This window comes from Pseudoxanthomonas fibrivorans (assembly GCF_041464125.1).
GTDB lineage: Bacteria > Pseudomonadota > Gammaproteobacteria > Xanthomonadales > Xanthomonadaceae > Pseudoxanthomonas.
The window spans coordinates 85,531-107,502 of the sequence record NZ_JBGNUG010000001.1 but is presented as its reverse complement, the minus strand read 5'-3'; the positions used below and the strand labels follow the sequence as shown (position 1 = coordinate 107,502).

20 protein-coding genes are annotated in these 21,972 nt (G+C 72.7%); 6 read left to right on the top strand and 14 right to left on the bottom strand.

Annotated features, from left to right (window positions below):
- Positions 1-9: 9 nt before the first annotated feature.
- The 3 genes from ACA089_RS00565 to ACA089_RS00555 are packed head-to-tail and all read right to left on the bottom strand — an operon-like array spanning position 10 to position 6,005.
- Positions 10-3,876: a YhdP family protein gene (locus ACA089_RS00565; protein ID WP_372012409.1), complete on the bottom strand. Its 3,867-nt coding sequence runs from the start codon at positions 3,874-3,876 to the stop codon at positions 10-12.
- Positions 3,877-3,903: 27 nt separating this feature from the next.
- Positions 3,904-5,391: a ribonuclease G gene (rng, locus tag ACA089_RS00560; RefSeq protein WP_372012406.1), complete on the bottom strand. Its 1,488-nt coding sequence runs from the start codon at positions 5,389-5,391 to the stop codon at positions 3,904-3,906.
- A gap of 8 nt (positions 5,392-5,399) precedes the next feature.
- Complete coding sequence (locus tag ACA089_RS00555) at positions 5,400-6,005, bottom strand: Maf family protein (RefSeq protein ID WP_372017572.1); 606 nt, start codon at positions 6,003-6,005, stop codon at positions 5,400-5,402.
- A 148-nt stretch (positions 6,006-6,153) separates the two neighbouring features.
- Here ACA089_RS00555 and ACA089_RS00550 point away from each other — a divergent pair, with 148 nt between their 5' ends.
- Complete coding sequence (locus ACA089_RS00550; protein ID WP_372012404.1) at positions 6,154-6,873, top strand: SIMPL domain-containing protein; 720 nt, start codon at positions 6,154-6,156, stop codon at positions 6,871-6,873.
- 227 nt (positions 6,874-7,100) lie between these two features.
- The gene (locus ACA089_RS00545; protein ID WP_372012402.1) at positions 7,101-7,757 is read left to right on the top strand and encodes an energy transducer TonB; all 657 of its coding nucleotides are present in this window, start codon (positions 7,101-7,103) and stop codon (positions 7,755-7,757) included.
- A gap of 61 nt (positions 7,758-7,818) precedes the next feature.
- On the opposite strand, the gene rlmH is transcribed toward ACA089_RS00545, so the two are convergent.
- Positions 7,819-8,289 carry a 23S rRNA (pseudouridine(1915)-N(3))-methyltransferase RlmH gene (rlmH, locus tag ACA089_RS00540; protein ID WP_372012400.1) on the bottom strand — a complete coding sequence of 157 codons (471 nt, stop codon included), beginning with the start codon at positions 8,287-8,289 and terminating at the stop codon, positions 7,819-7,821.
- 135 nt (positions 8,290-8,424) lie between these two features.
- Between rlmH and ACA089_RS00535 the strand changes: the two genes are divergently transcribed.
- Positions 8,425-10,161, top strand: a complete 1,737-nt coding sequence (locus ACA089_RS00535; protein WP_372012398.1) for a glycoside hydrolase family 43 protein — start codon at positions 8,425-8,427, stop codon at positions 10,159-10,161.
- 30 nt (positions 10,162-10,191) lie between these two features.
- Here ACA089_RS00535 and rsfS read toward each other — a convergent pair whose 3' ends face one another.
- The 5 genes from rsfS to leuS form a co-directional block, all read right to left on the bottom strand.
- The gene (gene rsfS, locus ACA089_RS00530; protein ID WP_372012395.1) at positions 10,192-10,587 is read right to left on the bottom strand and encodes a ribosome silencing factor; all 396 of its coding nucleotides are present in this window, start codon (positions 10,585-10,587) and stop codon (positions 10,192-10,194) included.
- Between the two features lie 68 nt (positions 10,588-10,655).
- A complete protein-coding gene (nadD, locus tag ACA089_RS00525; protein ID WP_372012392.1) occupies positions 10,656-11,300 on the bottom strand; it encodes a nicotinate-nucleotide adenylyltransferase in 645 nt (214 codons plus the stop codon).
- Between the two features lie 11 nt (positions 11,301-11,311).
- The gene (holA, locus tag ACA089_RS00520) at positions 11,312-12,370 is read right to left on the bottom strand and encodes a DNA polymerase III subunit delta (RefSeq protein ID WP_372012390.1); all 1,059 of its coding nucleotides are present in this window, start codon (positions 12,368-12,370) and stop codon (positions 11,312-11,314) included.
- The gene (locus tag ACA089_RS00515) at positions 12,370-12,981 is read right to left on the bottom strand and encodes an LPS-assembly lipoprotein LptE (protein WP_372012388.1); all 612 of its coding nucleotides are present in this window, start codon (positions 12,979-12,981) and stop codon (positions 12,370-12,372) included. Before ACA089_RS00515 ends, holA begins: the two co-directional genes overlap by 1 nt.
- A gap of 234 nt (positions 12,982-13,215) precedes the next feature.
- Entirely contained in the window at positions 13,216-15,867 is a 2,652-nt protein-coding gene (gene leuS / locus ACA089_RS00510) for a leucine--tRNA ligase (protein WP_372012385.1), read from the bottom strand.
- Positions 15,868-16,032: 165 nt separating this feature from the next.
- Between leuS and ACA089_RS00505 the strand changes: the two genes are divergently transcribed.
- Positions 16,033-17,352 (top strand): metal-dependent hydrolase family protein, encoded by a 1,320-nt coding sequence (locus ACA089_RS00505; protein ID WP_372012382.1) that lies wholly within the window; start codon positions 16,033-16,035, stop codon positions 17,350-17,352.
- A complete protein-coding gene (locus tag ACA089_RS00500) occupies positions 17,349-17,600 on the top strand; it encodes a SemiSWEET transporter (RefSeq protein ID WP_372012380.1) in 252 nt (83 codons plus the stop codon). The genes ACA089_RS00505 and ACA089_RS00500 overlap by 4 nt, the downstream gene beginning before the upstream one ends.
- Here the strand turns inward: ACA089_RS00500 and ACA089_RS00495 are convergent.
- The 3 genes from ACA089_RS00495 to ACA089_RS00485 are packed head-to-tail and all read right to left on the bottom strand — an operon-like array spanning position 17,581 to position 18,832.
- A complete protein-coding gene (locus ACA089_RS00495; protein WP_372012378.1) occupies positions 17,581-18,195 on the bottom strand; it encodes a DUF998 domain-containing protein in 615 nt (204 codons plus the stop codon). The genes ACA089_RS00500 and ACA089_RS00495 overlap by 20 nt on opposite strands.
- The gene (locus ACA089_RS00490) at positions 18,192-18,407 is read right to left on the bottom strand and encodes a helix-turn-helix transcriptional regulator (protein ID WP_372012376.1); all 216 of its coding nucleotides are present in this window, start codon (positions 18,405-18,407) and stop codon (positions 18,192-18,194) included. Before ACA089_RS00490 ends, ACA089_RS00495 begins: the two co-directional genes overlap by 4 nt.
- Positions 18,404-18,832, bottom strand: a complete 429-nt coding sequence (locus tag ACA089_RS00485; RefSeq protein WP_372012374.1) for a hypothetical protein — start codon at positions 18,830-18,832, stop codon at positions 18,404-18,406. Before ACA089_RS00485 ends, ACA089_RS00490 begins: the two co-directional genes overlap by 4 nt.
- A 135-nt stretch (positions 18,833-18,967) precedes the next feature.
- On the opposite strand from ACA089_RS00485, the gene trxA reads away from it, so the two are divergent.
- On the top strand, positions 18,968-19,825 hold the full coding sequence (gene trxA / locus ACA089_RS00480; RefSeq protein ID WP_372012373.1) for a thioredoxin: 858 nt from the start codon (positions 18,968-18,970) through the stop codon (positions 19,823-19,825).
- A gap of 37 nt (positions 19,826-19,862) precedes the next feature.
- Here trxA and ACA089_RS00475 read toward each other — a convergent pair whose 3' ends face one another.
- Both ACA089_RS00475 and ACA089_RS00470 read right to left on the bottom strand, forming a co-directional pair.
- Complete coding sequence (locus ACA089_RS00475; protein WP_372012371.1) at positions 19,863-20,648, bottom strand: LytR/AlgR family response regulator transcription factor; 786 nt, start codon at positions 20,646-20,648, stop codon at positions 19,863-19,865.
- Positions 20,645-21,877, bottom strand: coding sequence for a sensor histidine kinase (locus tag ACA089_RS00470; protein ID WP_372012369.1), 1,233 nt, complete (start codon positions 21,875-21,877; stop codon positions 20,645-20,647). The genes ACA089_RS00475 and ACA089_RS00470 overlap by 4 nt, the downstream gene beginning before the upstream one ends.
- Positions 21,878-21,972: the final 95 nt, after the last annotated feature.

Sequence of the window (21,972 nt, the reverse complement as noted above, 5' to 3'; positions counted from 1 at the left end):
CGCCGGGCCTCATCGCATGCCGGCGCCGTATCCCGGCGCGGCGGCGCCCTCGTCGCGGCGCGACTGCTCGCGGCTGATCACTTCCACCTTCGGGTCCTTCCACGGCCCGCTGACCTTGTAGGTCTTCGCACCGAGTTCGCCGAGCGGCTTGGCCAGCACCGCGTTGGCCGCCGCGCCCACCGCCGCGCCGACCGGGCCGCCGGCCACCGCGCCGACCACGGTCAGCAGGTTGCCCGACTTGGGCAGCACGTCGATGGTCTGGTCGAAGCGCTGCGCGCGCAGGTCGGTGTTGCCGCGGATGTGGATGTCCGCCGCCGGCCCGTCGATCAGCATGTCGCCGGTGTGGGCCTGGCCGTCGGCGAAGTCGACGCGGCCTTCGAGCCGGTCGAAGGCGAAGCCCTTGGAAAAGAAGTCGCGGAAATCGAGCATCAGCCGGCGCGGCAGCTGGGCGACGCTGAAGAGGCCGAGCACGCGGCCCGCGCCCGGATCGAGCTCCAGCAACTGGCCGTCGCGGGCGGCGATCTGCAGGCTGCCCTGCAGGCCGGCCAGGCTGAAACCGGCCGGCGTGCCCGGCCAGCTCGCGTCGAAGCGGACCTCGCCTTCGCCGCGCGCCAGCCAGTTGCGGTAGCCCAGCCCGTCCATCAGCCGGCCCATGTCGCCGCTGTCGACGCGCAATGCCAGGTGCGTGCGCGCCGCCTGGCCACGGCCGAGCCACTCGCCGGTGCCTTCGATCGCCTGCTCGCCGGCCTGGACCTGCAGGCGCTCCACCCGCAGCCCACCGGCCACCGGCTGCGTGCGCAGCGAGGCACGGCCCAGCGACGCCTGCCGGTAGCGCAGGTCCTCCACGTCGATGGCCAGCGGCGGGATCGCCGCGGGATCGACGCCGGCATCCACCGGCGTCGCGGTGGCCGGCACCATCGCTGCATCGTCGTCGGTCGCCGTCGTCGCCACCACGCCGGCGTCGGTCGCGGCGACGCCGCTGCCTGCCGGCGGTTGCCAGTGCAGGCGTTCGAAGCGACCCTGCACCGCGGCGCCCTGCGCATCCGGCACTGTCACCCGGCCGGCGAGCGCGGGGCCGTCCACCGCGACCTCCAGTGCCTGCGCGCGCGGTTGCAGCCGCAGCCGCGTCGCCGGGAACGCGCCCCCGAGCAGCAGCAGCTCGTCGGCCACCACGTCGATCTCGCGCAGCGGCACGCCGCCGCCGCTTCCGCCCTTGGCCAGGCCGATCCACTCGAGCGCGTCCAGCGAATGGGTGCGCCCACCGACCACCATGCCGCTCGCCGGCGGCTCGCCGGCCACCGCCGCACTGCCGAGCGTGACCCGCACGCCGGTATTGCCGTCGCGCTGCCGCGCACGGATCGCCATGCGTTCGCCGAACGCCACGTCGACCGGCCCGCTGCCCAGCGGCAGGCCGAGCTGGACGCTGGTCGCCAGCGGCTCGGCGGCCGGCTTGGCCAGCGGCGCGGGCAGGTCCAGCACCGTGCCCGCCAGCGACGACTGCAGGCGTAGCGTGCCGACGCTGCCGCCGACCGGCTTTTCCGGCAGCGCCACCGCCAGCGACCACGCCGAGCGGCCGTGCACGTACGGCCGCAGCCATTCCAGCTCGGGCGCGCGCGCAAGCAGCTCGGCCGCGTCCATCGGCGCGTCCAGGCCCGCCTCGAACACGTTGCCCGGCTCGCGCACGTGGCGGCCGGAGCGCAGCGCGAGCGCGCCCTCCTGGCCCATGTAGCGCACCGCCAGCGCCTGCGCGGCGAAGCCGCCGGCGTCGTAGCGCGCCTCGCCGTGCGTGTCCTCGAACACCAGGTTCCAGCGCTTCTCGGCCAGGCGCACGCCGTCCAGGGCGACGCGGCCGTCGATCACCGCCGGCCCGCGCCCGCTGCCCAGCGGCAGGTCCAGGGCGAAGGTCGTCGCCGCCGGACCGGCCGCCGCGAGGTTGGCGAGGGTCTCGCGGTTGGCATCGGCCAGCGGACTGCGCCGCAGCAGGTCGAGCATGCGCGCGGCATCGCCCCTGGCCTCGGCACGCACGGTCAGCGGCGCGCGGCTGAAATCGGCGATGCCGGCCTGCACCCGCTGCACGCCGAGGCCGGCGACGCGCCCCTCGCCGAGCACGTTGAAGCCGTTGCCGACGAACGCCACCTCCGCCTGCAGCGCCTCCAGCTCCGGCCAGTCGCGCTGGAAGCGGATGCGTCCGTCGCGGATGGTGGCCGTGGCCTCGAAGCGGCCGTTGTCCTGGACGAACGGCCAGTCGTCCAGGTCGCCGCTGACCAGGCCGCGACCACCGCTGACCGTGCCGCCCTCCAGGGCCATGTCGAGCCAGTCGACCGCGGCCTTGGGCATCCTGTGGTGCACCCAGAACTTCTTCGCGACCGGCACCGGCGCGTCGTCGAGCTCGGCGGCGATGCCGATCCACGGCCGCGTGCCGTCGCCCTGGAACCACAGTCCGCCGCGCAGCTGCGCGCCGTAGTCGCCGCCGTCCACGCGCAGCGCCGGGGTGGCCACTTCCCAGCCGTCGCCCTCGCGCCAGGCCAGCAGGCGGCCGTCGAGCTTCATCTCGTGGACCACGCCGAACCCGCTCGGCCAGTCGAAGCGCAGCGCGCTGGCCGGATCCAGCGCGAGCTGCCAGCCCTGGCCATCGCCCTCGAAACGCCCGGCCAGCCCGTCCACGCCCGGCGCATCGCCGGCCGGCGCGAACGCCAGCCGCTCCAGCCGCCCGCTCGCGTGCATCGGGCCGCCACGCACGCCCGCCAGCGCCAGCGCCGACACCTGCACCTCCGGCGCGGCCTGCCGGATCCAGGCGCGCAGCGACGGCGGGATGCCATCGCCCAGGGACGCGATCGCCAGCAACGGTCGCGCGTCCACACGGTCGGCGAACACGCCGAAGCGCGCGCCACCGGCGACCACCAGGCCGTCCAGCGACTGCGCGCCGCGCTGGTCGGCGATGCGCAGCAGCGGCGCGTCGAGGCGCCAGCCTCCGGCCGTCACCCGCCAGCGGGCGCGGCCGCGCAGTTCGTCCAGCCGCACCTGCGGCAGCTGGCCGTCGGCCAGCGGCGCACCGGACAGCAGCAGGTGGCGCAGCTGGAACTGCGTGGTCACCAGCACCACGCGCTTGCCGCGCAGCTCGGCCCAGGCCTCCATCCGGCCGCGGCCATCGGCCGGCGCGATCCCGGCGTGGTGCAGCAGCGGCGCCCAGGCGCCGAACGCCTCGGTGTCCAGGTCGAAGTAACCGCGGCCGCGGCCGCTCTCGCGCTCGAACTGGAAGGCCAGCGACGCCGGTGCCGCGTCGGGCCGGATGTAGGCGCGCGCCCCGGCATTGACCGTGTCGCCGTCCACCCGCAGCCGCAGGTCGATCTTCGGGATGCGCGTGCGCAGGCCCAGGCGCGGCGCGCGCACCTCCAGTTCGCCGTCGATGACCTGCAGCTCGCCGAGGCCTTCGAGGTAATCGAGCGGATCGGCGCTGCCGGCCGCGGGCAGCCCGCGCACCGACCAGCGGCCATCGTCGCCATGCTCCAGGATCAGCGAGGGGCCGCGCAGCCGCAGCTCGGTGAACGACCGGCCCGGCAGCAGCCCGGCGTACATCGACACCAGCACCTCGGCCTGGCCGATGCGCACGCCGCCGTCGCGCTCGCCGATGTGCAGGCCTTCCAGCTGCAGCAGCGGCCCGCGGCGGGTCCACTGCGTGTGCACGCGCTCGAAGCCGACCGGCCGCCCGGCCTTCTCGGTCAGCCACGCGGCGATCCGTTCGGGATGGCGCTCGACCAGCGGCAGCAGCTGGCTGGCCGCGCCCAGCACCAGCGCCATCAGCACCAGCACCAGCGCCAGCAGGTACGCCGACCAGCGGCGGGCCAGGCGCAGGCGGCGGCGGAGCGGGGTCGGCATCACGGCACCACGACGACGCGCTTGCGGTCAGAGCAGGACCACATCGAACTGCTCCTGCAGGTACTGCTCGTCCGCCTGGAAGCGGATGGTCTTGCCGAGGAACTCTTCCAGTTCGGCGACCGCGGCCGATTCCTCCTCGGTGATCCGCGCGACCACCTTGGCCGAGGCGATCACCAGCAGGCGCGCGGCGTCGAACTGGCGCACCGCGCGGGTGATCTCGCGGAAGATCTCGTAGGTCACCGTCTCGGCGGTCTTCACCGAGCCGCGCCCGCTGCACTGCGGGCAGGTTTCCGAGAGCTGCCGCTCCAGGCTCTCGACCGTGCGCTTGCGGGTCATCTCGACCAGCCCCAGCGGCGAGAAGTCGTAGACCGTGGTCTTGGCGTGGTCGCGGGCCAGCGATTTCTCCAGCGTGCGCAGCACCTGGCGGCGGTGCTCCGGATCGGTCATGTCGATGAAGTCGATGATGATGATCCCGCCCAGGTTGCGCAGGCGCAGCTGGCGGGCCACCGCCTGGGCGGCCTCCAGGTTGGTGCGGTACACCGTCTCCTCGAGGTTGCGCTGGCCGAGGAACGAGCCGGTGTTGACGTCGATCGTGGTCATCGCCTCGGTCTGGTCGATGACCAGGTAGCCGCCGGACTTCAGCGGCACCTGCTTGTCCAGCGCGCGGCCGATCTCGTCCTCCACGCCGTACAGGTCGAAGATCGGGCGGTCGCCGGCGTACAGCTCGATCTTCTCGGCCAGCACCGGCATGTACTTGGCGACGAACGCCTGCAGGCGGTCGTAGGTGTCGCGCGAGTCCACCCGCACCTTCTCCACGTCGCGGCGGATCAGGTCGCGCACCGCGCGCAGCGGCAGGCTCAGGTCCTCGTAGATGATCGTGCCGGCGGCGGCCTCGCGCCCGCGGCGCTCGACCACGTTCCAGACCCGCGACAGATAGGCGATGTCCTCGGCCAGCGCCTCGGCCGGCTGGCCCTCGGCATTGGTGCGCACGATGTAGCCGTGGCCGCCGTGGTTCGCCGACAGCTCCGACACCAGCGTCTTCAGGCGCAGCCGCTCGGCCTCGTCCTCGATCCGCGCCGACACGCCGACGCTGCGCGACTGCGGCAGCAGCACCAGGTAGCGCGACGGAATGCTGATCTGGGTGGTCAGGCGCGCGCCCTTGGTGCCGATCGGGTCCTTGACCACCTGGACCACGATCTCCTGGCCGTCGCGCAACAGTTCGACGATGGAGGGCGTGGCCACCGGCTGCGGCGGCGCGTCGTCGGCCTGGCCGGCATCCACCGGCGCCGGGCGGACCACGTCGTTGGCGTGCAGGAACGCGGCGCGCTCGAGCCCGAGCTCGACGAACGCGGCCTGCATCCCGGGCATCACCCGCTGCACCCGGCCCTTGTAGATGTTGCCGACCACGCCGCGCCGCCAGCCGCGCTCGATGTGCAGCTCCTGCAGCATGCCGTTCTCGACCACGGCCACGCGGGTCTCGCGCGGGGTGACGTTGACCAGGATCTCTTCGGACACGTGCGCCCTCATCCGGCGATGGCGGCGCGGGCGCCGGTGGCTGGCGGCACGCGGCCGGCATCGGGTTCGAGCAGCCGCGCGGTCTCGTGCACGGGCAGGCCCATCACCCCGGAATAGCTGCCCGCCAGGTGCTCGACGAAGGCCTCGGCGCGGCCCTGGATGGCGTAGGCGCCGGCCTTGCCCATCGCCTCGCCGGTGGCCAGGTAGGCTTCGATCTGGGCGTCGGACAGCGGCGCGAACCGCACCTGGGTCGTCGACAGCACCTCGCGCTCGCCGCCGGCGTCCACCACGACCACCGCCGACAGCACCACGTGGGTGCGGCCGGACAGGCGGCGCAGCATCGCCGCGGCGTCGGCGGCATCGGCCGGCTTGCCGAAGACCTCGTCGTCCAGCACCACTTCGGTGTCGGCACCGAGCACGCGCGCGCCGGGTTCGGCCGCCACCTGCCGCCAGCCGGCGCGGGCCTTGTCGCGGGCCACGCGGCGCACGTAGGCGTCCGCACCCTCGCCCGGCGCCCGGACTTCCGGGACGTCGACATCGAGGAGGCGGTGGGGCTGGCCGAGCCGGTGGAGCAGTTCGGCCCGGCGGGGGGATTTCGAGGCCAGATACAGCATGGGCACAGGATAACCCGCGGCAGCTGGCTGAACCGTGGCCGAGGGGGCCTGCGCCGGTGCCGACCCCGGCCGGGCTCACGGCGCGTTCATCCCTGCGAACCGACCCTGCCGCGCAACCCTGCGCACCGTCACAATCCAAGGAGGAAACATGCGCCATACCCTCGCCGTACTGCTTGCCACCCTCGCCCTGTCCGCCCCGGCCGCGGCGGTCCACGCCCAGGCCGTCCCGACCGTCCCCGCCGACGCCACCCTGCTGTCGGTGTCGGCCCAGGCCGAGGCCCGGCGCGCGCCGGACATCGCCACCGTCTCGGCCGGCGTGGTGACCCAGGCCGCGGACGGCAATACCGCCATGCGCCAGAACGCCGAGCAGATGGGCCGCGTGCTGGCGGCGGTCAAGGCCGCCGGGGTGGCCGACAAGGACGTGCAGACCAGCGGCATCAACCTCAACCCGCAGTACCGCTACGAGGAGAACCAGCCGCCGCGGATCACCGGCTACCAGGCCAGCAACACCGTCACGGTGAAGCTGCGCGACGTGGCGAAGATGGGCAAGGTGCTCGACGCGTTGGTCGCCAGCGGCGCCAACCAGATCAACGGCCCGGCCTTCGGCATCGACGAGCCCGAGCCGCTGTACGACCAGGCCCGCCAGGAAGCGCTCAAGCGCGCCCAGGCCCGCGCCGCGACCTATGCCGACACCCTGGGCCTGCGCGTGCGCCGGATCGTCAGCATCTCCGAGGGCGGCGGCGGCATGCCGGTGCCGATGCCGCGCATGGCGATGAAGGCCGAAGCCTTCGACGGCAGCACCCCGGTGGCGCCCGGCGAAAGCAGCGTCTCGGTGCAGCTGGACGTGGTGTTCGAGCTGGGCCGCTGAGCGGTTCGCGCGATCCTTCCAAGCCCGGCTCCGGCCGGGCTTTTCTTTTGCCGGCACGGCGCGGCATCGACCGTCCGTCGGGGCTCATGGACTTTGGTCGAATCCGGGCGTCGCCCCCTTGCGGGCGCCGAGGCGCCAGGCGCAGTCTGGAGCCGGCCATCGCGGCCAACCCCGGCCGCCCTGTCCGTGCGTTGTTCCTTCCGTCATTCGCGCAATGGAGGTGGATCATGGTTCGCACGCTGCCGTCCGATGTATCCCCGCGCCTGGATGCCTCGCGCATCCTCGCCATCAGCTTCGCCATGGCCGTGCACGCCCTGGCCCTGCTGGTCCTGCTGCTGCCGTTGACCCAGGCGCCATTGCCGGAGCTGCGCAGCGAGCCGGAGCCTCCGCGCTGGAGCGTCACGCCGCCGGTCCCGGTCACGCCGCTGCCGCCGCAGCCGGTCCTGCAACCGAAGGTGTCGCCACCGCGCACGCCGCCGGCCGCGGTGCCACGCATGCAGCCGGTGCAGCAGCCGGCCATCGTCGACCAGGGCACGCTGCAGGCGGATCCTGCGACGGAGGCCGTCGGCCCGCCCGACATCGCCCCGCCGTGGGACGGCCAGCCGCTGCAGGGCGCGCAGCTGCGTTACGCGGTCGCGCCGCCGCCGGCGTATCCGCGCGATGCGCTGCGCACCGGCGCCGAAGGCACGGTGCTGCTGCGGGTGCTGGTCGACGTCGATGGCAGGCCGCTGGAGGTGATCGTCGACCGCAGCAGCGGCCACCGCTCGCTCGACCGCGAGGCCGTGCGCCAGGTGCAGCAGCGCTGGCGCTTCGAGCCGGCGATGCGCGACGGCCGGGCGGTCCAGGCGTGGGGCCTGGTGCCGATCGGCTTCAGCCTGCAGTAGCGCGCGCCGGGCCCGCGGACCGGGGGGCCCGGGCCGCCGGTCGCGCATGCCGCGGTCGCGGTCAGGCGCGATGGTAGGGGTGGTTGGCCAGCATCGCCGCGGCGCGGTACAGCTGCTCGGCCACCACCAGCCGGACCAGCATGTGCGGCAGGGTCAGCGGCCCCAGCGACCAGGATTCGGACGCGGCGGCCAGCACCTCCGGCGCATGCCCCTCGGGCCCACCGACCAGGAAGGCCAGGTCGCGGCCCTGCTGGCGCCAGTGCTCCATGCGCTGCGCCAGCTGCGCGGACGACCATGCGCGCCCGGGCACGTCCAGCGCGACCACGTGCGCGTTCTTCGGCAGCGCGGCCAGCACGCGACGGCCCTCGTCCTCGATCGCGCGCAGCGGATCGCGGCCCTTGCCGCGCAGGCCCGGCTCGACCTCGACCAGTTCCAGCGGCAGCCAGTGCGAAAGCCGCTTGCGGTATTCGCCGAATCCGTCCGCCACCCAGGACGGGGCGCGTTCGCCGGTGGCGATCAGTCGTGCCTTCATGCGGCCATGATATCGCCGACGGCGGCGGGCCCCATGCCGGCCGCCACGCCAGCTATTACCGGACGACAGCGCTGATATGCCTGCGGATACGCGTGCTACGGTCCAGCGCGACCCCACGAGCGACGACCACACGCCATGCGCCGACTGCCGACCTCCTGCGCCGCCCTGCTGCTCGCCGCGGCCAGCTTCTGCGCCGGGCATGCGCACGCCGCCGATGCCGCGCCCGAGGCGGTGTTCGACTGGTTCCACTACGAAGGCAGCGATCCGGCCGATGCCGCGCACGCGCCGGGCCCGGGCCAGTTCCGCAACCCGGTGATCAAGGGCTTCTATCCCGACCCCAGCGTGGTCCGCGTCGGCGCGGACTACTACCTGGTGAATTCCACCTTCGGCTGGTTTCCCGGCATCCCGGTGTTCCACAGCCGCGACCTGGTGCACTGGACCCAGGTCAGCAACGCGATCGACCGCGTCGACCAGCTGGACTTCGGCAAGCACGACCTGGTCAACGGCGTGTTCGCCCCGGCGATCACCCACCACGACGGCCGCTTCTGGATCGCCAACACCTGCTTCCCCAACTGCGGCGGCAACTTCGTGATCACCGCCACCGACCCGGCCGGCCCGTGGTCGGACCCGGTGTGGCTGCCGGACCTGGCCGGCGGCATCGATCCGTCGCTGTTCTTCGACGACGACGGCCGCGCCTGGATCGTCAACAACGACCTGCCGGCCGGCGGCAAGGAACGCTATACGGGCCACCGTGCGATCTGGCTGCAGGAGTTCGACCCGAAGGCGATGCGCACCACCGGGCCGCGCACGGTGATCCTCGATGGCGGCATCGACATCGCCGAAAAGCCCGAGTACGTGGAAGGCCCGCACCTGTTCAAGCGCGACGGCTGGTATTACCTCACCGCGGCCGAGGGCGGCACCGGCGAGATGCACCGCCAGGTGATCCTGCGCAGCCGCACGGTCACCGGTCCCTACGCGCCATGGCAGGACAACCCGGTCCTCACCCAGCGCGACCTGCCGCGCGAACGCCCGTTCCCGATCACCTCCGCCGGCCATGCCGACCTGGTGCAGACCCAGGACGGCGACTGGTGGGCGGTGTTCCTCGGCAACCGGCCCTACCCGCCACTCGAGGGTCACTACGTCAACACCGGGCGCGAGACCTTCCTGATGCCGGTGCGCTGGCAGGACGGGTGGCCGCGGATCACCGCGCCGGGGCAGGTCCTGCCCTACGTGCTGGACGCACCGGCGCTGCCGGCCGGCCGGGCCGCGCTGCCGACCAGCGGCGCGTTCGAGGTGCGCGACGAGTTCGACGGGCCGCGGCTGCCGCCGTACTGGATCACCGTGCGCAACCCGCGCGAATCCTGGTACCGGCTCAAGGACGGCGCGCTGCACCTGCAGGCGCGCGGCGTCCTGCTCGGTGCGCGCGACAATCCCTCGTTCCTGGCGCGGCGCCAGCAGCACCAGGACGCCACCGCCACCACCGCGGTGCGGTTCGTGCCGCAGCACGACGGCGATACCGCCGGGCTCGCGGCCTTCCAGAACGAGGACTACTGGTACCTGCTGGCGGTCACCCGCCAGGACGGCACGCCGGTGGTGGTGCTCGACCGGCGCGACGGGCGCGACAAGGGCGAAGCGGCCACCGGCACGCGCCTGGCCAGCGCGCCGTTGCCGTCAACGTCCGCGGCGTCGCCGCTGCAGCTGCGCGTCCGCGCGCGCGGCGCGAAGTACGATTTCGCGTACGCCGGCGACGACGGGGCCTGGCGCACGCTCGCGCGCGACGTCGACGGCACGCTGCTGAGCACGGCCGTGGCCGGCGGGTTCACCGGCGCGGTGTTCGGGGTGTATGCCGCCCGCCAGGGCGAAGCACGCTAGGACGTCGGGCGCGCGGCGCGCCGGACGCGATCAGTCGTCGCGGGGCTCGGGCTGGTCGCCCACGGTCCACAGCCGCTCCAGCGCGTAGAACTCGCGCACCCGGGGCAGCATCACGTGGACGATCACGTCGCCCAGGTCGACCAGCACCCACTCGGCTTCGCGCTCGCCTTCCACGCCCAGCGGCATGGCGCCGAGCTTCTTGGCGAACTTGATCACCTCGTCGGCGATCGACTTCACGTGGCGGGTCGAGGTGCCCGAGGCGATCACCAGGTGGTCGGCGACGCTGGTCTTGCCGCGCACGTCGATCTCGACGACATCCTTGGCCTTGATCTCCTCCACCGCGGCGCGGACGGACGCCAGCAGGACTTCCACGGGCGGCGGCGGTTCGGGGAGGCGGGTCTTGATGACGTGGGCTTGGCTGCTCAAGGAAGGCTCGGGTGAACGGAGTGGCGGAAACGCGGCCGATTATACCGGCGACGGCGTGGTGCCCGCGTTCATGGGTCGCGGTAGAGGCCGCGGGCGTCGATCCAGGCCGCCACCGCCGGCGCCACCCCATCCCGCCAGCCCGGCTCGCTGGCGGCGATGGCCCGGCGCAGCGCGGTCGCCGATTCGGGCTGCAGCGGCTGGCGCAGGGCGTACACCCGGCCGGCGGGCAGCGCCAGCAGCCCGGCCGGCCCGGTACTCCAGCGCCCCGCGACGGCCTCGTCCAGCTCGGCCGGCAGCTCGTCCAGGTCGCCCCCGGCGTGGCGCGCGGCGACGATGAGATGGGCCAGCCCGGGGAGCTCGCGCCAATCCTTCCAGGTCGGCAGCGAGCGGAAACTGTCGGCGCCCATCAGCAGGGCCAGCGGCGCGCCAGGCCCGAGTTCGGCGCGCAGGCCACGCAGCGTGTCCACCGTCCACGACGGCCCGGCGCGTTCCAGTTCGCGCCGGTCCACCCGCAGGCGGCGGTCGCCGGCGGTGGCGAGGTCGAGCATCCGCGCGCGCTCCTGGGCATCGGCGCCGGTCGCGCCGCGGTGCGGCGGGTCGGCGGCCGGCGCCAGCGTCACCGGCACGCCGAACGCGTCGGCGGCCGCGCGGGCGATGGCCAGGTGGCCGTTGTGCACGGGATCGAAGGTGCCGCCGTACCAGATCGTCAGCACGCCGGTGCCACTCAGCGCACCGCGGCCGCCAGCGGTCCGGCGCCCTTGAGCAGGTTCGTGGCCGGCGCCTCGGCGATCGCCAGCAGCAGGCGTTCGAGCAACTGCCACGGTTCGCCTGGCCCGCGGCCCTTGGCGGCGCGGTCCACGCGCGAGGCGTAGGCGGCGAAACGGCTCCAGCGCAGCGGCGTGGGATGGCGCTGCAGCGCGCGCTTGAACGGCGCCTGGCGCGCCTCCCACAGGCCCTGTGACTTCATTTCGGCGGCGAGGTTCGCCCCGCGCGCCTGCGCGCGCGACAGTGCGGCCGCGCGCAGCACTTCGCGGATCACCATCGGCATCAGTCCGGCCACCTGCTCGCCTTCGGCGCGAAGCCCCGCCAGCATGCGCCGCACCTGCGCCGCCTGCCCGGACAGGGTCGCCTCCACCAGGCGGAACACGTCATAGCGCGCGGCGTCCGCGACCAGCGACTGCATCGTCGCCAGGTCCAGGTCGCCTTCGGGCGCCAGCAGCGCGAGCTTCTCGATCTCCTGGGCGGCCGCCAGCAGGTTGCCCTCCACCCGCTCGGCCAGGCCCTGCACGGCATCGGGCGTGGCGCGAAGCCCGCGCTCGCGCAGGCGCCGCTCGATCCAGCCCGGCAGTTCGTGCGGCTTCACCGCCCAGGCGATCGATACCACGCCCCGGCGCGAAACCGCGTCCACCCACTTGCCGTGGTGGGCCTTGCTCCAGTCGCCGGCCACGATCATCAGGGTGACGTCGCCGGGCGGGTTGTCGCAGAAGGCGGCGATGACCTCGGCCCCGGTCTTGCCGGGCTTGCCGCCCGGCAGCCGGAGTTCGATCAGGCGCCGGCTGCTGAACAGGCTGGGTGCGTTGAAGCTCGCCGAGAGCCCGTCCCAGTCCGGGTCGCGGCCGTCGGCATCGAATACTTCGCGTTCGGCGCCCTCGGCGCGCGCGCGCGCGCGGATCGCGTCCGCCGCCTCGAGCACGTGCAGCGTCTCGGGTCCGGCCACCAGGTAGGCCGCGTGCAACGGCTGGCTGGAAGCCTGCGCGGCCAGCTGGTCGGGCCGCAGTTCCATCAGGGCGTGGTCGTCGGCTGCCCGGCGCCGGCGTCCACGGCGGGCGCCGGCGTGGCCGGCTGCGCCGCCCTCGCCGCGGCCTCCTGGGCCAGGTTCGCGCGGACCACGCTGTCGACGCGCCGCAGGATCGAAGCGGCCATCTCGCGGCGCAGCTCGTCGGCCAGGATCTCGCGCTCGGTGCTGGTGCCGGTGGCGTCTTCCGGGGGCGACACGTAGTCGCGCGACAGCTCGACCACCTGCTGCGGGACGAGTTCGCGGCCGTCGGCCAGACGGAAGGTGAAGATCGTCGCGTAGCGCAGGCTGAACTCCTGGGCGCGACCCTGTTCGTCGATCGCGATCGGCAGGTCGCCCCAGCGTTCGGACAGGATGTCCAGCCGCGAAACCTTCTCGTCGGCCTCGGCCTTGGCGTCCGCGCCCTTCCTGCGCTCGGCCACGGTGGCACCAGCATTGCGCAGGCTGCGCTCGAGGATGGTCACCAGCTCGCTGTAGGGCGTGGTCGAGACCACGCGCACCGGCGGCGAGTCCTCGGGCAGGGCCAGCTTGTCGCGCAGGTGGAAGCCGCAACCGGCCAGGACCAGGAGGAGGAGGACGGACAACGCGGGTCGGATCATGGGCGCAAGTCTGGACGAGCCGGCCGGGAGCGGCAACAGGCAGCCAGCCTGCCGCACGGAGCGTGAACGCGGTTTGAGAGCCGGATGCGGCGCGACGCGCGACCTGCGCGGCCGCGCATGCCACCCGGGCCGGGGCACCGCCGACGACGCGGTCCACGCGGACGGCCTGCCACGCCGGACCGGGTGCGGCCCGCCGCGCGAACGGGCTTCAGTCCGCGCGGCAGCGCGCGGGGCTCAGCCGGCGACGATGTTCACGATCTTGCCCGGCACCACGATCACCTTGCGCACGGCCAGGCCCTCGAGGAACTTGGCCGTGTTCGGCTCGCCCTTGGCCAGCGCCTCGACCTGCTCGCGCGGCGCGTCGGCGGCGACCTCGATGGTGCCGCGCAGCTTGCCGTTGACCTGTACCGCCAGGGTCACCGCGTCCCGGACCAGCGCGGCCGGGTCGGCCTGCGGGAACGGCACGTCCTCCAGCAGCGCCTCGGCGTGGCCCAGCAGCTGCCACAGCGCGTGGCTGGAATGCGGCGTGATCGGGTTGAGCAGCAGCACCGCCGCCTCGAGCGCTTCCTGGCGCACGGCGCGACCCTGCGCGCTGGCATCGTCGAACTTCGCCACCGCGTTCATCAGTTCCATCACCGCGGCGATCGCGGTGTTGAAGCTGTGGCGCTTGCCGTAGTCGTTGCCGACCTTGTCGATGGTCTCGTGGGTCTTGCGCCGCAGCGCCTTCTGCCCGGCATCCAGCGTCGCGGCGTCCAGCGCCGGCGCGGCGCCGTCGGCGGCGTGCTTCTGCACCTGGGTCCACAGCCGGCGCAGGAAGCGCGCCATGCCGTCCACGCCGGCCTCGTTCCACTCCAGCGACTGCTCGGGCGGCGCGGCGAACATCGAAAACAGGCGAACCGTGTCGGCGCCATACTTGCCGACCATCGCCTGCGGGTCCACGCCGTTGTTCTTCGACTTGGACATCTTCTCGGTGCCGCCGACCAGCACCGGCTGGCCGTCGGCGCGCAGCAGCGCGCCGGTGATGCGGCCGCGCTCGTCGCGCTGCACGTCCACGTCGGCCGGGTTGATCCAGTCCTTCGATCCGTCCGCGTTCTGGCGGTAGTAGGTGTCGGCGATGACCATGCCCTGGGTGAGCAGGTTGGTCGCCGGCTCGTCGCTGTCCACCATCCGCGCGTCGCGCAAAAGCTTGTGGTAGAAGCGGAAATACATCAGGTGCAGGATGGCGTGCTCGATGCCGCCGATGTACTGGTCAACGGGCAGCCAGTAGTTGCCGCGCTTGTCGACCATGTCGCGGGCCTTGGGCGAGGTGTAGCGCGCGTAGTACCAGCTCGACTCCATGAAGGTGTCGAAGGTGTCGGTCTCGCGCTCGGCATCGCGCCCGCAGTCCGGGCAGGTGCACTTGCGCCATTCCGGGTCGGTCTTGATCGGCGAACCGGTGCCGCTGAACTCCACGTCCTCCGGCAGCACGACCGGCAACTGGTCCTCGGGCACCGGCACCGCGCCGCAGCGCTCGCAGTAGATCACCGGGATCGGGCAGCCCCAGTAGCGCTGGCGGCTCACGCCCCAGTCGCGCAGGCGGTAGTTGACCCGGCGCTGGCCCCTGCCCTGGCGCTCGAAGCGCTCGGCCAGGGCCTCGAACGCGCCCCAGTAGTCCAGACCGTCGAACTCGCCGGAATTGACCAGCTCCAGGTCCGTACGGGTCTTGTCGGTGTACCAGTCGCGCCAGGTGGCCGCGTCCCAGGACTTCTCGTCCTCGTTCTTCGGCTCCTTCAGCGCGATCACCTGCACGATCGGCAGCGCGTACTTGTTGGCGAACTCGAAGTCGCGCTGGTCGTGGCCGGGCACGGCCATCACCGCGCCGGTGCCGTAGCCCATCAGCACGAAGTTGGCGACCCAGATCGGCACCTGCTCGCCGGTCACCGGGTGCACGGCCTTCAGGCCGGTATCGATGCCGCGCTTCTCCTGGGTCTCCAGCTCGGCCTCGGAGACGCCGCCGTGCTTGAGCTCCTCCAGGAAGGCGGCCAGCGCCGGGTTCGAGCCGGCGGCCTTCAGCGCCAGCGGATGCTCGCCGGCGATCGACACGAAGGTCACGCCCATCAGCGTGTCCGGGCGCGTGGTGAACACCCGGATCGGCTCCAGCGCACTACCGGCCCCGTCGACCACGTCGAACTGGATCTCCAGGCCTTCGGAGCGGCCGATCCAGTTGCGCTGCATGGTCTTGACCGAGTCGGGCCAGCCCGGCAGCTCGTCCAGGCCGTCCAGCAGTTCCTGGGCGTAGTCGGTGATGCGCAGGAACCACTGCGGGATCTCGCGCTTCTCGACCAGTGCGCCGGAACGCCAGCCGCGGCCGTCGATCACCTGCTCGTTGGCCAGCACGGTCTGGTCGACCGGGTCCCAGTTCACCACCGAGTTCTTGCGGTAGGCCAGGCCCTTGCGCATCAGCCGTGTGAACATGCGCTGCTCGTGGACGTAGTAGTCCGGCGAGCAGGTGGCGAACTCGCGCGACCAGTCGATCGCGTAGCCCAGCGACTTCAGCTGGCTGCGCATGTGCGCGATGTTGGCGTAGGTCCACTTCGCCGGCGCGGTGCGGTTCTTGATCGCCGCGTTCTCGGCCGGCAGGCCGAACGCGTCCCAGCCCATCGGCTGCAGCACGTTGTGCCCGGTCATCCGCTTGTAGCGGCTGATCACGTCGCCGATGGTGTAGTTGCGCACGTGGCCCATGTGCAGCGCGCCGGACGGGTACGGCAGCATCGACAGGCAGTAGTACTTGGGCTTGTCGGAGGCTTCGTTCACCTCGAAGGCGCGGGTGCCGTCCCAGAACTGCTGGGCGGCGGATTCCACCGCGCGGGGGTCGTAGGACGGGGCGTTTTCGGGGACGGCGGACATTGCGGGTCGCGGCGGCTGCGGCAAAGTCGCCAAGGGTACCGCAGCGCAGCATGGGGCTCCACTTCGTGGCCACGGGCCATGCCCCCGCCTCCACATCCGTATGGTCGCCCGATGGTCGGGCCCGCCTGCGGCTACCATCCGGCCATCCCAACCAGGAACCCCTGCATGCGCGCCTCCCTGCTGACGCTGGCCCTGCTGTCCCCCTTCGCCCAGGCCGATGCACCGCCGGGGGCGGCCACGAACGAGCTGCACTGCGGCCAGGTGTTCGACGCCCGCAGCGGGCGCCTGCTCGGGCCGCACACCATCCAGGTCCGCGACGGGCGGATCGCCGCGGTGGCCGCCGGCGTCCCGGCGGGCTCCACCGGCACCGCACAGGACCTGCGCGGGCACACCTGCATGCCGGGCTGGACCGACCTGCACGTGCACCTGGAGGACCAGTCCAGCCCGCAGAGCTATTCGGAGGGCTTCCGGCTGGACCCAGTCGACTACGCCTTCCGCAGCGTCGGCTACGCCGAGAAGACCCTGCTGGCCGGCTTCACCAGCGTGCGCGACCTCGGCGGCGAAGTCGCCCCGCACCTGCGCGACGCGGTCAACCAGGGCCGCGTACGCGGCCCGCGCATCTTCGCCGCCGGCCGTTCGATCGCCACCACCGGCGGCCATGCCGACCCGACCAACGGCTACAACTCCATGCTCTCGCACCTGCTCGGGCCGCCGGGTCCCACCGAGGGCGTGATCAACTCGGTGGACGACGCCCGCCAGGCCGTGCGCCAGCGCTACAAGGAAGGCAGCGACGTGATCAAGATCACCGCCACCGGCGGGGTGCTCTCGTACGCCAAGTCGGGCGACGCGCCGCAGTTCACCGTCGACGAGGTCCAGGCCGTCGTCGACACCGCCCGCGACTACGGTTACCGGGTGGCCGCCCACGCGCACGGCACCGAAGGCATGAAGCGCGCGGTCCTGGCCGGGGTGACCAGCATCGAGCACGGCACCTACATGGACGACGAGGTGATCCGGCTGATGAAGCAGCACGGCACCTGGTACGTGCCGACCATCTACGCCGGCCGCTTCGTCGCCGACAAGGCCAGGGTCGACGGCTACTTCCCGGAGATGGTGCGGCCGAAGGCGGCGCGGATCGGCGCGCAGATCCAGGACACGTTCGCCAAGGCCTACAAGGCCGGGGTGAAGATCGGCTTCGGCACCGACATGGGCGTCGGCCCGCATGGCGACAACGCGCGCGAGTTCATCTACATGGTGGAGGCCGGGATGCCGGCGGCGGCCGCGCTGCAGGCCGCCACGATCCGTGCCGCCGAGGTGCTCGGCGTCGACGACCAGGGCGTGATCGAGGCCGGCAAGCGCGCCGACATCGTCGCCGTGCCGGGCGACCCGCTGGCCGACATCACGCGGGTGATGCAGGTCGATTTCGTGATGAAGGACGGCACGGTGTACCGCCGACCCGGCGAGCCCGCGGCGGCGGGCGCGCCGTGAGCGGCGAATGGGTCGGCTACGTCGCCGCGACGCTGACCACGGTCGCGTTCGTTCCGCAGGCGGTCAAGACCCTGCGCACGCGCGACACCCGGGGCATCTCGCTGGGGATGTACGTGGTGTTCACCGCGGGGCTGTGCTTCTGGCTGGCCTACGGGATCGTCCTGCACTCGTGGCCGATGATCGTCTCCAACATCATCACCCTGGTGCTGGCCCTGCTGATCCTGGGCCTCAAGCTGCGCCACGGCTGAGCGGCGCGGCCGCCGCCAGCATCCCCCAGCCGAGCCAGGCCGCGAACGCCACCCGCTGCGCGGACGCGGCGCCGATCCAGCTGCTGCCGAGGAAGCCGCAGGCCACCACGACCAGGGCGGCCAGGGCGGTGAAGGCGGCGAAGCCGCGCCAGCCCGTCCGTTGCCACAGTCCGGCCGCCAGCAGGCCGCCACCGAGCGGGAAGGCCAGCGCCCACAGCAGCCAGGCGGTGGCGTGGTAGCGGCTGGCGCCCTGGTCGACCGCCTCCAGGTCCAGCGGCAGCACGCCCTGCGCGGCGAAGCCCAGCGCCGCCAGCAGCGCCAGCTGCGCGCCGATCCGGGCCGCCCATCCCGCGTCGGCCGGCAGGCGCGGTCGCAGTTCCAGCGCGATCCAGGCGCCGATGAGGCCGGGCAGCACGAAGCCGAACAGGCCGAACAGCGTGCCGCGCGCCCCCATCTGCTCCGCGCCGAGCCAGGCCAGCGGGTGGCGCAGCTGCGAGTAGCCTTCGGTGGCCAGGCCGGCGACGAGCGTGGCGATCACGATGCTGGCGACCGCGACCAGCGCGAGCGGCAGGCGCAGCCGTGCGGACAGGTTCATGCACTCCTCCAGTGGAAGACGTCCTCGACCCCGGCGCCGAATGCGCGGGCGATCCGGAACGCCAGTTCCAGCGAGGGAGCATAGCGCCCCGCTTCCAGCGCGATGATGGTCTGGCGGGTGACGCCGCAGGCATCGGCGAGCGCCTGCTGGGTCATCTCGCCGCGCTCGAAGCGCCAGCGGCGGATGTCGTTGCCGACCGGAGTGCCGGTCATGCGCGATCGCGCCGGTAGGCCCCGGCCACCCGCAGATGCCCGACGACGTTGGCCACCACCACGCCCAGCACCAGCAGGCCGGGCAGGCGTGCGGGCTGCGCCAGCAGCGGCTCGCGCACCGGTCCGGTCGCCAGCGCGAACGCGATGCCCACCATCCACAGGCTGGCGGCGGTCCGGAAGCCGCGATCGCCGCGGGCGAGGAAGGCGCGGTCGCGTTCGTCTTCCAGCGCGCGGCGGGGATGCCCTGCATCGTGCAGGGCGCGCCGGCGGAACCGCGACGACAGCGCCAGCACGACCGCGACCGCCGCCAGCGGGAACAGGCGCGGCTGCTCCGAGACCACGACGGTCGCGGTGAACAGCCCGAGGCCTGCCATGCCGGCGGCCCAGTTGTACGCAAAACGCTCGCCGAACGCGGCCCGCTCCATGTGTCACCCCTGCAGGACAAATTGTAAGGTTCAAGTTACATCGGCGGCCCGGGATGTCAAGTTCACCTGACGTGCGCTTGTAAGCTTCCCGCCCCGGCACCATCTCGGCGCCATCCCACTCCCACCGGAATCCCCATGGCCGACCTGCCCCACGTCGTCGACACCACCACCGACACCTTCGAGACCGAGGTCCTGCAGAAGTCGATGCAGACGCCGGTGCTGGTCGATTTCTGGGCGACCTGGTGCGGGCCGTGCAAGTCGCTGACCCCGATCCTGGAGAAGCTGGCCGGCGAGTACGGCGGCGCCTTCACCCTGGCCAAGGTCGACGTCGACCAGGAGCAGCAGATCGCCGCGGCGTTCCAGATCCGCTCGGTGCCGACCGTGTTCCTGCTGGTCGGCGGCCAGCCGGTCGACGCCTTCCAGGGCGCGCTGCCGGAAGGGCAGCTGCGCCAGTTCCTGCAGCAGCACGGGATCGAGCCGCTGGCCGGCGCGGCGGAAGCACCCGCCGAACCGGCCCCGCTGGACCCGCATGCCGAAGTGGTGCGCCTGCGCCATGCGGTGGAGGCCGAGCCGGACAAGGCCGAGCTCAGGCTCGACCTCGCCCTGGCCCTGCTGAAGACCGGCGCGGCGCAGGAGGCCGAGCAGCTGCTCGACGCGCTTCCGGCCAACCTGTCCACCGACGATCGCGCCGTGCGCGCCCGCGCGCGGCTGGGCTTCGCCGCGCTGCTCAAGGACGCACCGCCGGTCCAGGTGCTCGAGCAGGCGATCGCGGCCGACGACGGCGACCTGACGGCACGCCACCTGCTGGCCGTGCACCACCTGGTCGGCGGCGATCCGGCCACCGGGCTGGAGCAGCTGATCGAAATGCTGCGCCGCGACCGCGGCTACCAGGACGGCCTGCCGAAGAAGGCGCTGATCGATGCGTTCCGCATCGTCGAGGACGAAGACGTGGTCGGCCAGTACCGCCGGAAGATGGCGTCGCTGCTGTTCTGATCGCGCGGCCGGCGCCTGCGCGCCGGCCTGCCCGCGCTCACATCCCGCGGAAGCGGTGCAGGAATGCACCGCTGACCGGCAGCCGCTCCGCATGGCCCTTCAGGCTCAGGCTGTGGCGGCCCAGTTCGTTCCGGGAGACGCGATCGATCGCCTGCACCCGCACCACCGTGCCGCGGTGCACCTGCCAGAACGCCTCCGGATCCAGCCCGGCGAGCAGTTCCTTGAGCGGCGTGCGGATCACCCCCTCGGCGTGCTCCGTCACCACCCGCACGTACTTCTCCTGCGCCTGGAAGAACAGCACCTCGTCGATGCCGAACATGCGCACGCTCTCGCCGGCGCTGGCGGTGATCCAGCGGATCAGGCGTTCGCCGCGGGGGCGCAGGCGCGATTCCAGTCCGTCGATCAGCGCCTGCAGGTCCTGGCCCGTGCCGCCAGCCTGGCGTTCGGCCAGTCGCTCGCGCAGGCGGGCCACGGCCTGTTCCAGCCGTGCCGGCAGGACCGGCTTGAGCAGGTAGTCGGCGGCGCCGGCCTCGAAGGCGCGCACCGCGTAGTCGTCGTAGGCGGTGGTGAACACCACCAGCCCGCCCTGCTCCACCACGGCACGGGCCACGTCCAGCCCGCTCACGCCCGGCATGCGGATGTCGAGGAACGCCACCCGCGGGCGCAGCGCCTGCACCGCCTCCATCGCCGAGATGCCGTCCTCGCAGACGGCGACGATCTCGAGTCCGGGCCACGCCTGCTGCAGCTGTTCGTGCAGCGCGCGCCGCTGCGGCGCTTCGTCCTCGGCGACCAGCGCGGTGACCGCTTCCATCCGGGACGTCATGCGTCCAGCTCCGCCTGCGGACAGGGGACTTCGATCTCGGCGACCACCCCGCCCACGGCCCCGGGCAGCAGGCGCAGCCGGGCCTGCGCGCCGAAACGATGCGCCAGTTGCTCGCGCACGTTGGCCAGGCCCATCCCGCCGCCCAGGCCGGGCTTCAGTCCCGCGCCGTCGTCGACCACGCGGACGCGCAGCCGACCACCTTGGCGATCGGCCAGCACCTCGATCCGCGCCGGCCCCGGCCGCGGCTCGATCCCGTGCTTGATCGCGTTCTCCACCAGCGTGATCAGCAGCGCCGGCGGAAACGCGAGCCCGCGCAGCGCATCGTCCGCGCTCACCGCATAGGTCAGGCGTCCACCCGTGCGCACCTGCATCAGCGCCAGGTAGCTGGCACAGATGTCCAGCTGCTGGCCGAGGGTGGAATGCAGCCCGCGGTCGTCGCGCAGCTTGGGAATGGTCGCGCGCAGGAAGCCGACCAGCGCGTCGAGCGTGGCCTCGGCCTGGACGGGATCCTGGCGGACCAGCGCGCGCACCGAAGCCAGCGTGTTGAATAGGAAATGCGGCTCCACCTGCGCCTGCAGCACCCCGAGGCGCAGGTCGGCCTCGTGCACGCGGCCTTCGAGTTCATTCACCACCTCGGCCTGGCGGTGGGCGTCCCAGCGCCGGCGTTCGCTGAAGTAGGCGCGCAACGCGAGGCCGCCGCCGAACAGGCCGTAGATCACGACCAGCGCCGCGACGTTGACCGTGAGGCCGACCGCCTTCAGCGCAGGCCCCACCTCCGGGACCTTCGTCGGCGCCATTCCCATCGCGACCAGGCCGGGCTTCACCAGTTCGGTGCTGTACTCCGAGGCCACGCGGTCGATGAAGTAGCTGAGCACCATTCCCGCAAGCACCGCCAGCACCACCGCCTTGCGTTCCGTGGACTCGGGCCAGCGGCGATGCCTGACGGCGGTGGCGAACGCGGGGCCCATGGTGGCCATCAGGCTGAAGGCGGCGAACTGGGTCGCGCCGACCTTCAATGCGATGAGCGGATCCTGCAGCATCATGTACATGCCGGTCCCGGTAAGCGCGCCCACGATGGCAAGCACGCCGCAGAACAGCAGGCTGCGCCCCGCCAGCCAGCGCGCGCTGAACACCGGGTACTGGCGATAGCGGCTCCACACCGCGTTGCCGCCGACCAGCACCTCCGGCGGCAACACCTGGTGCAGCGGATAGCCGGAACGCACCGTCATCGCCTCCTCCTCAGTCGTTCCATCGCCCGCGCCCGCCGCAGGCGAGCAGCAGGGCCAGCAGCGCCGCCACCGGCGACAGCAGGATCATGATCGTG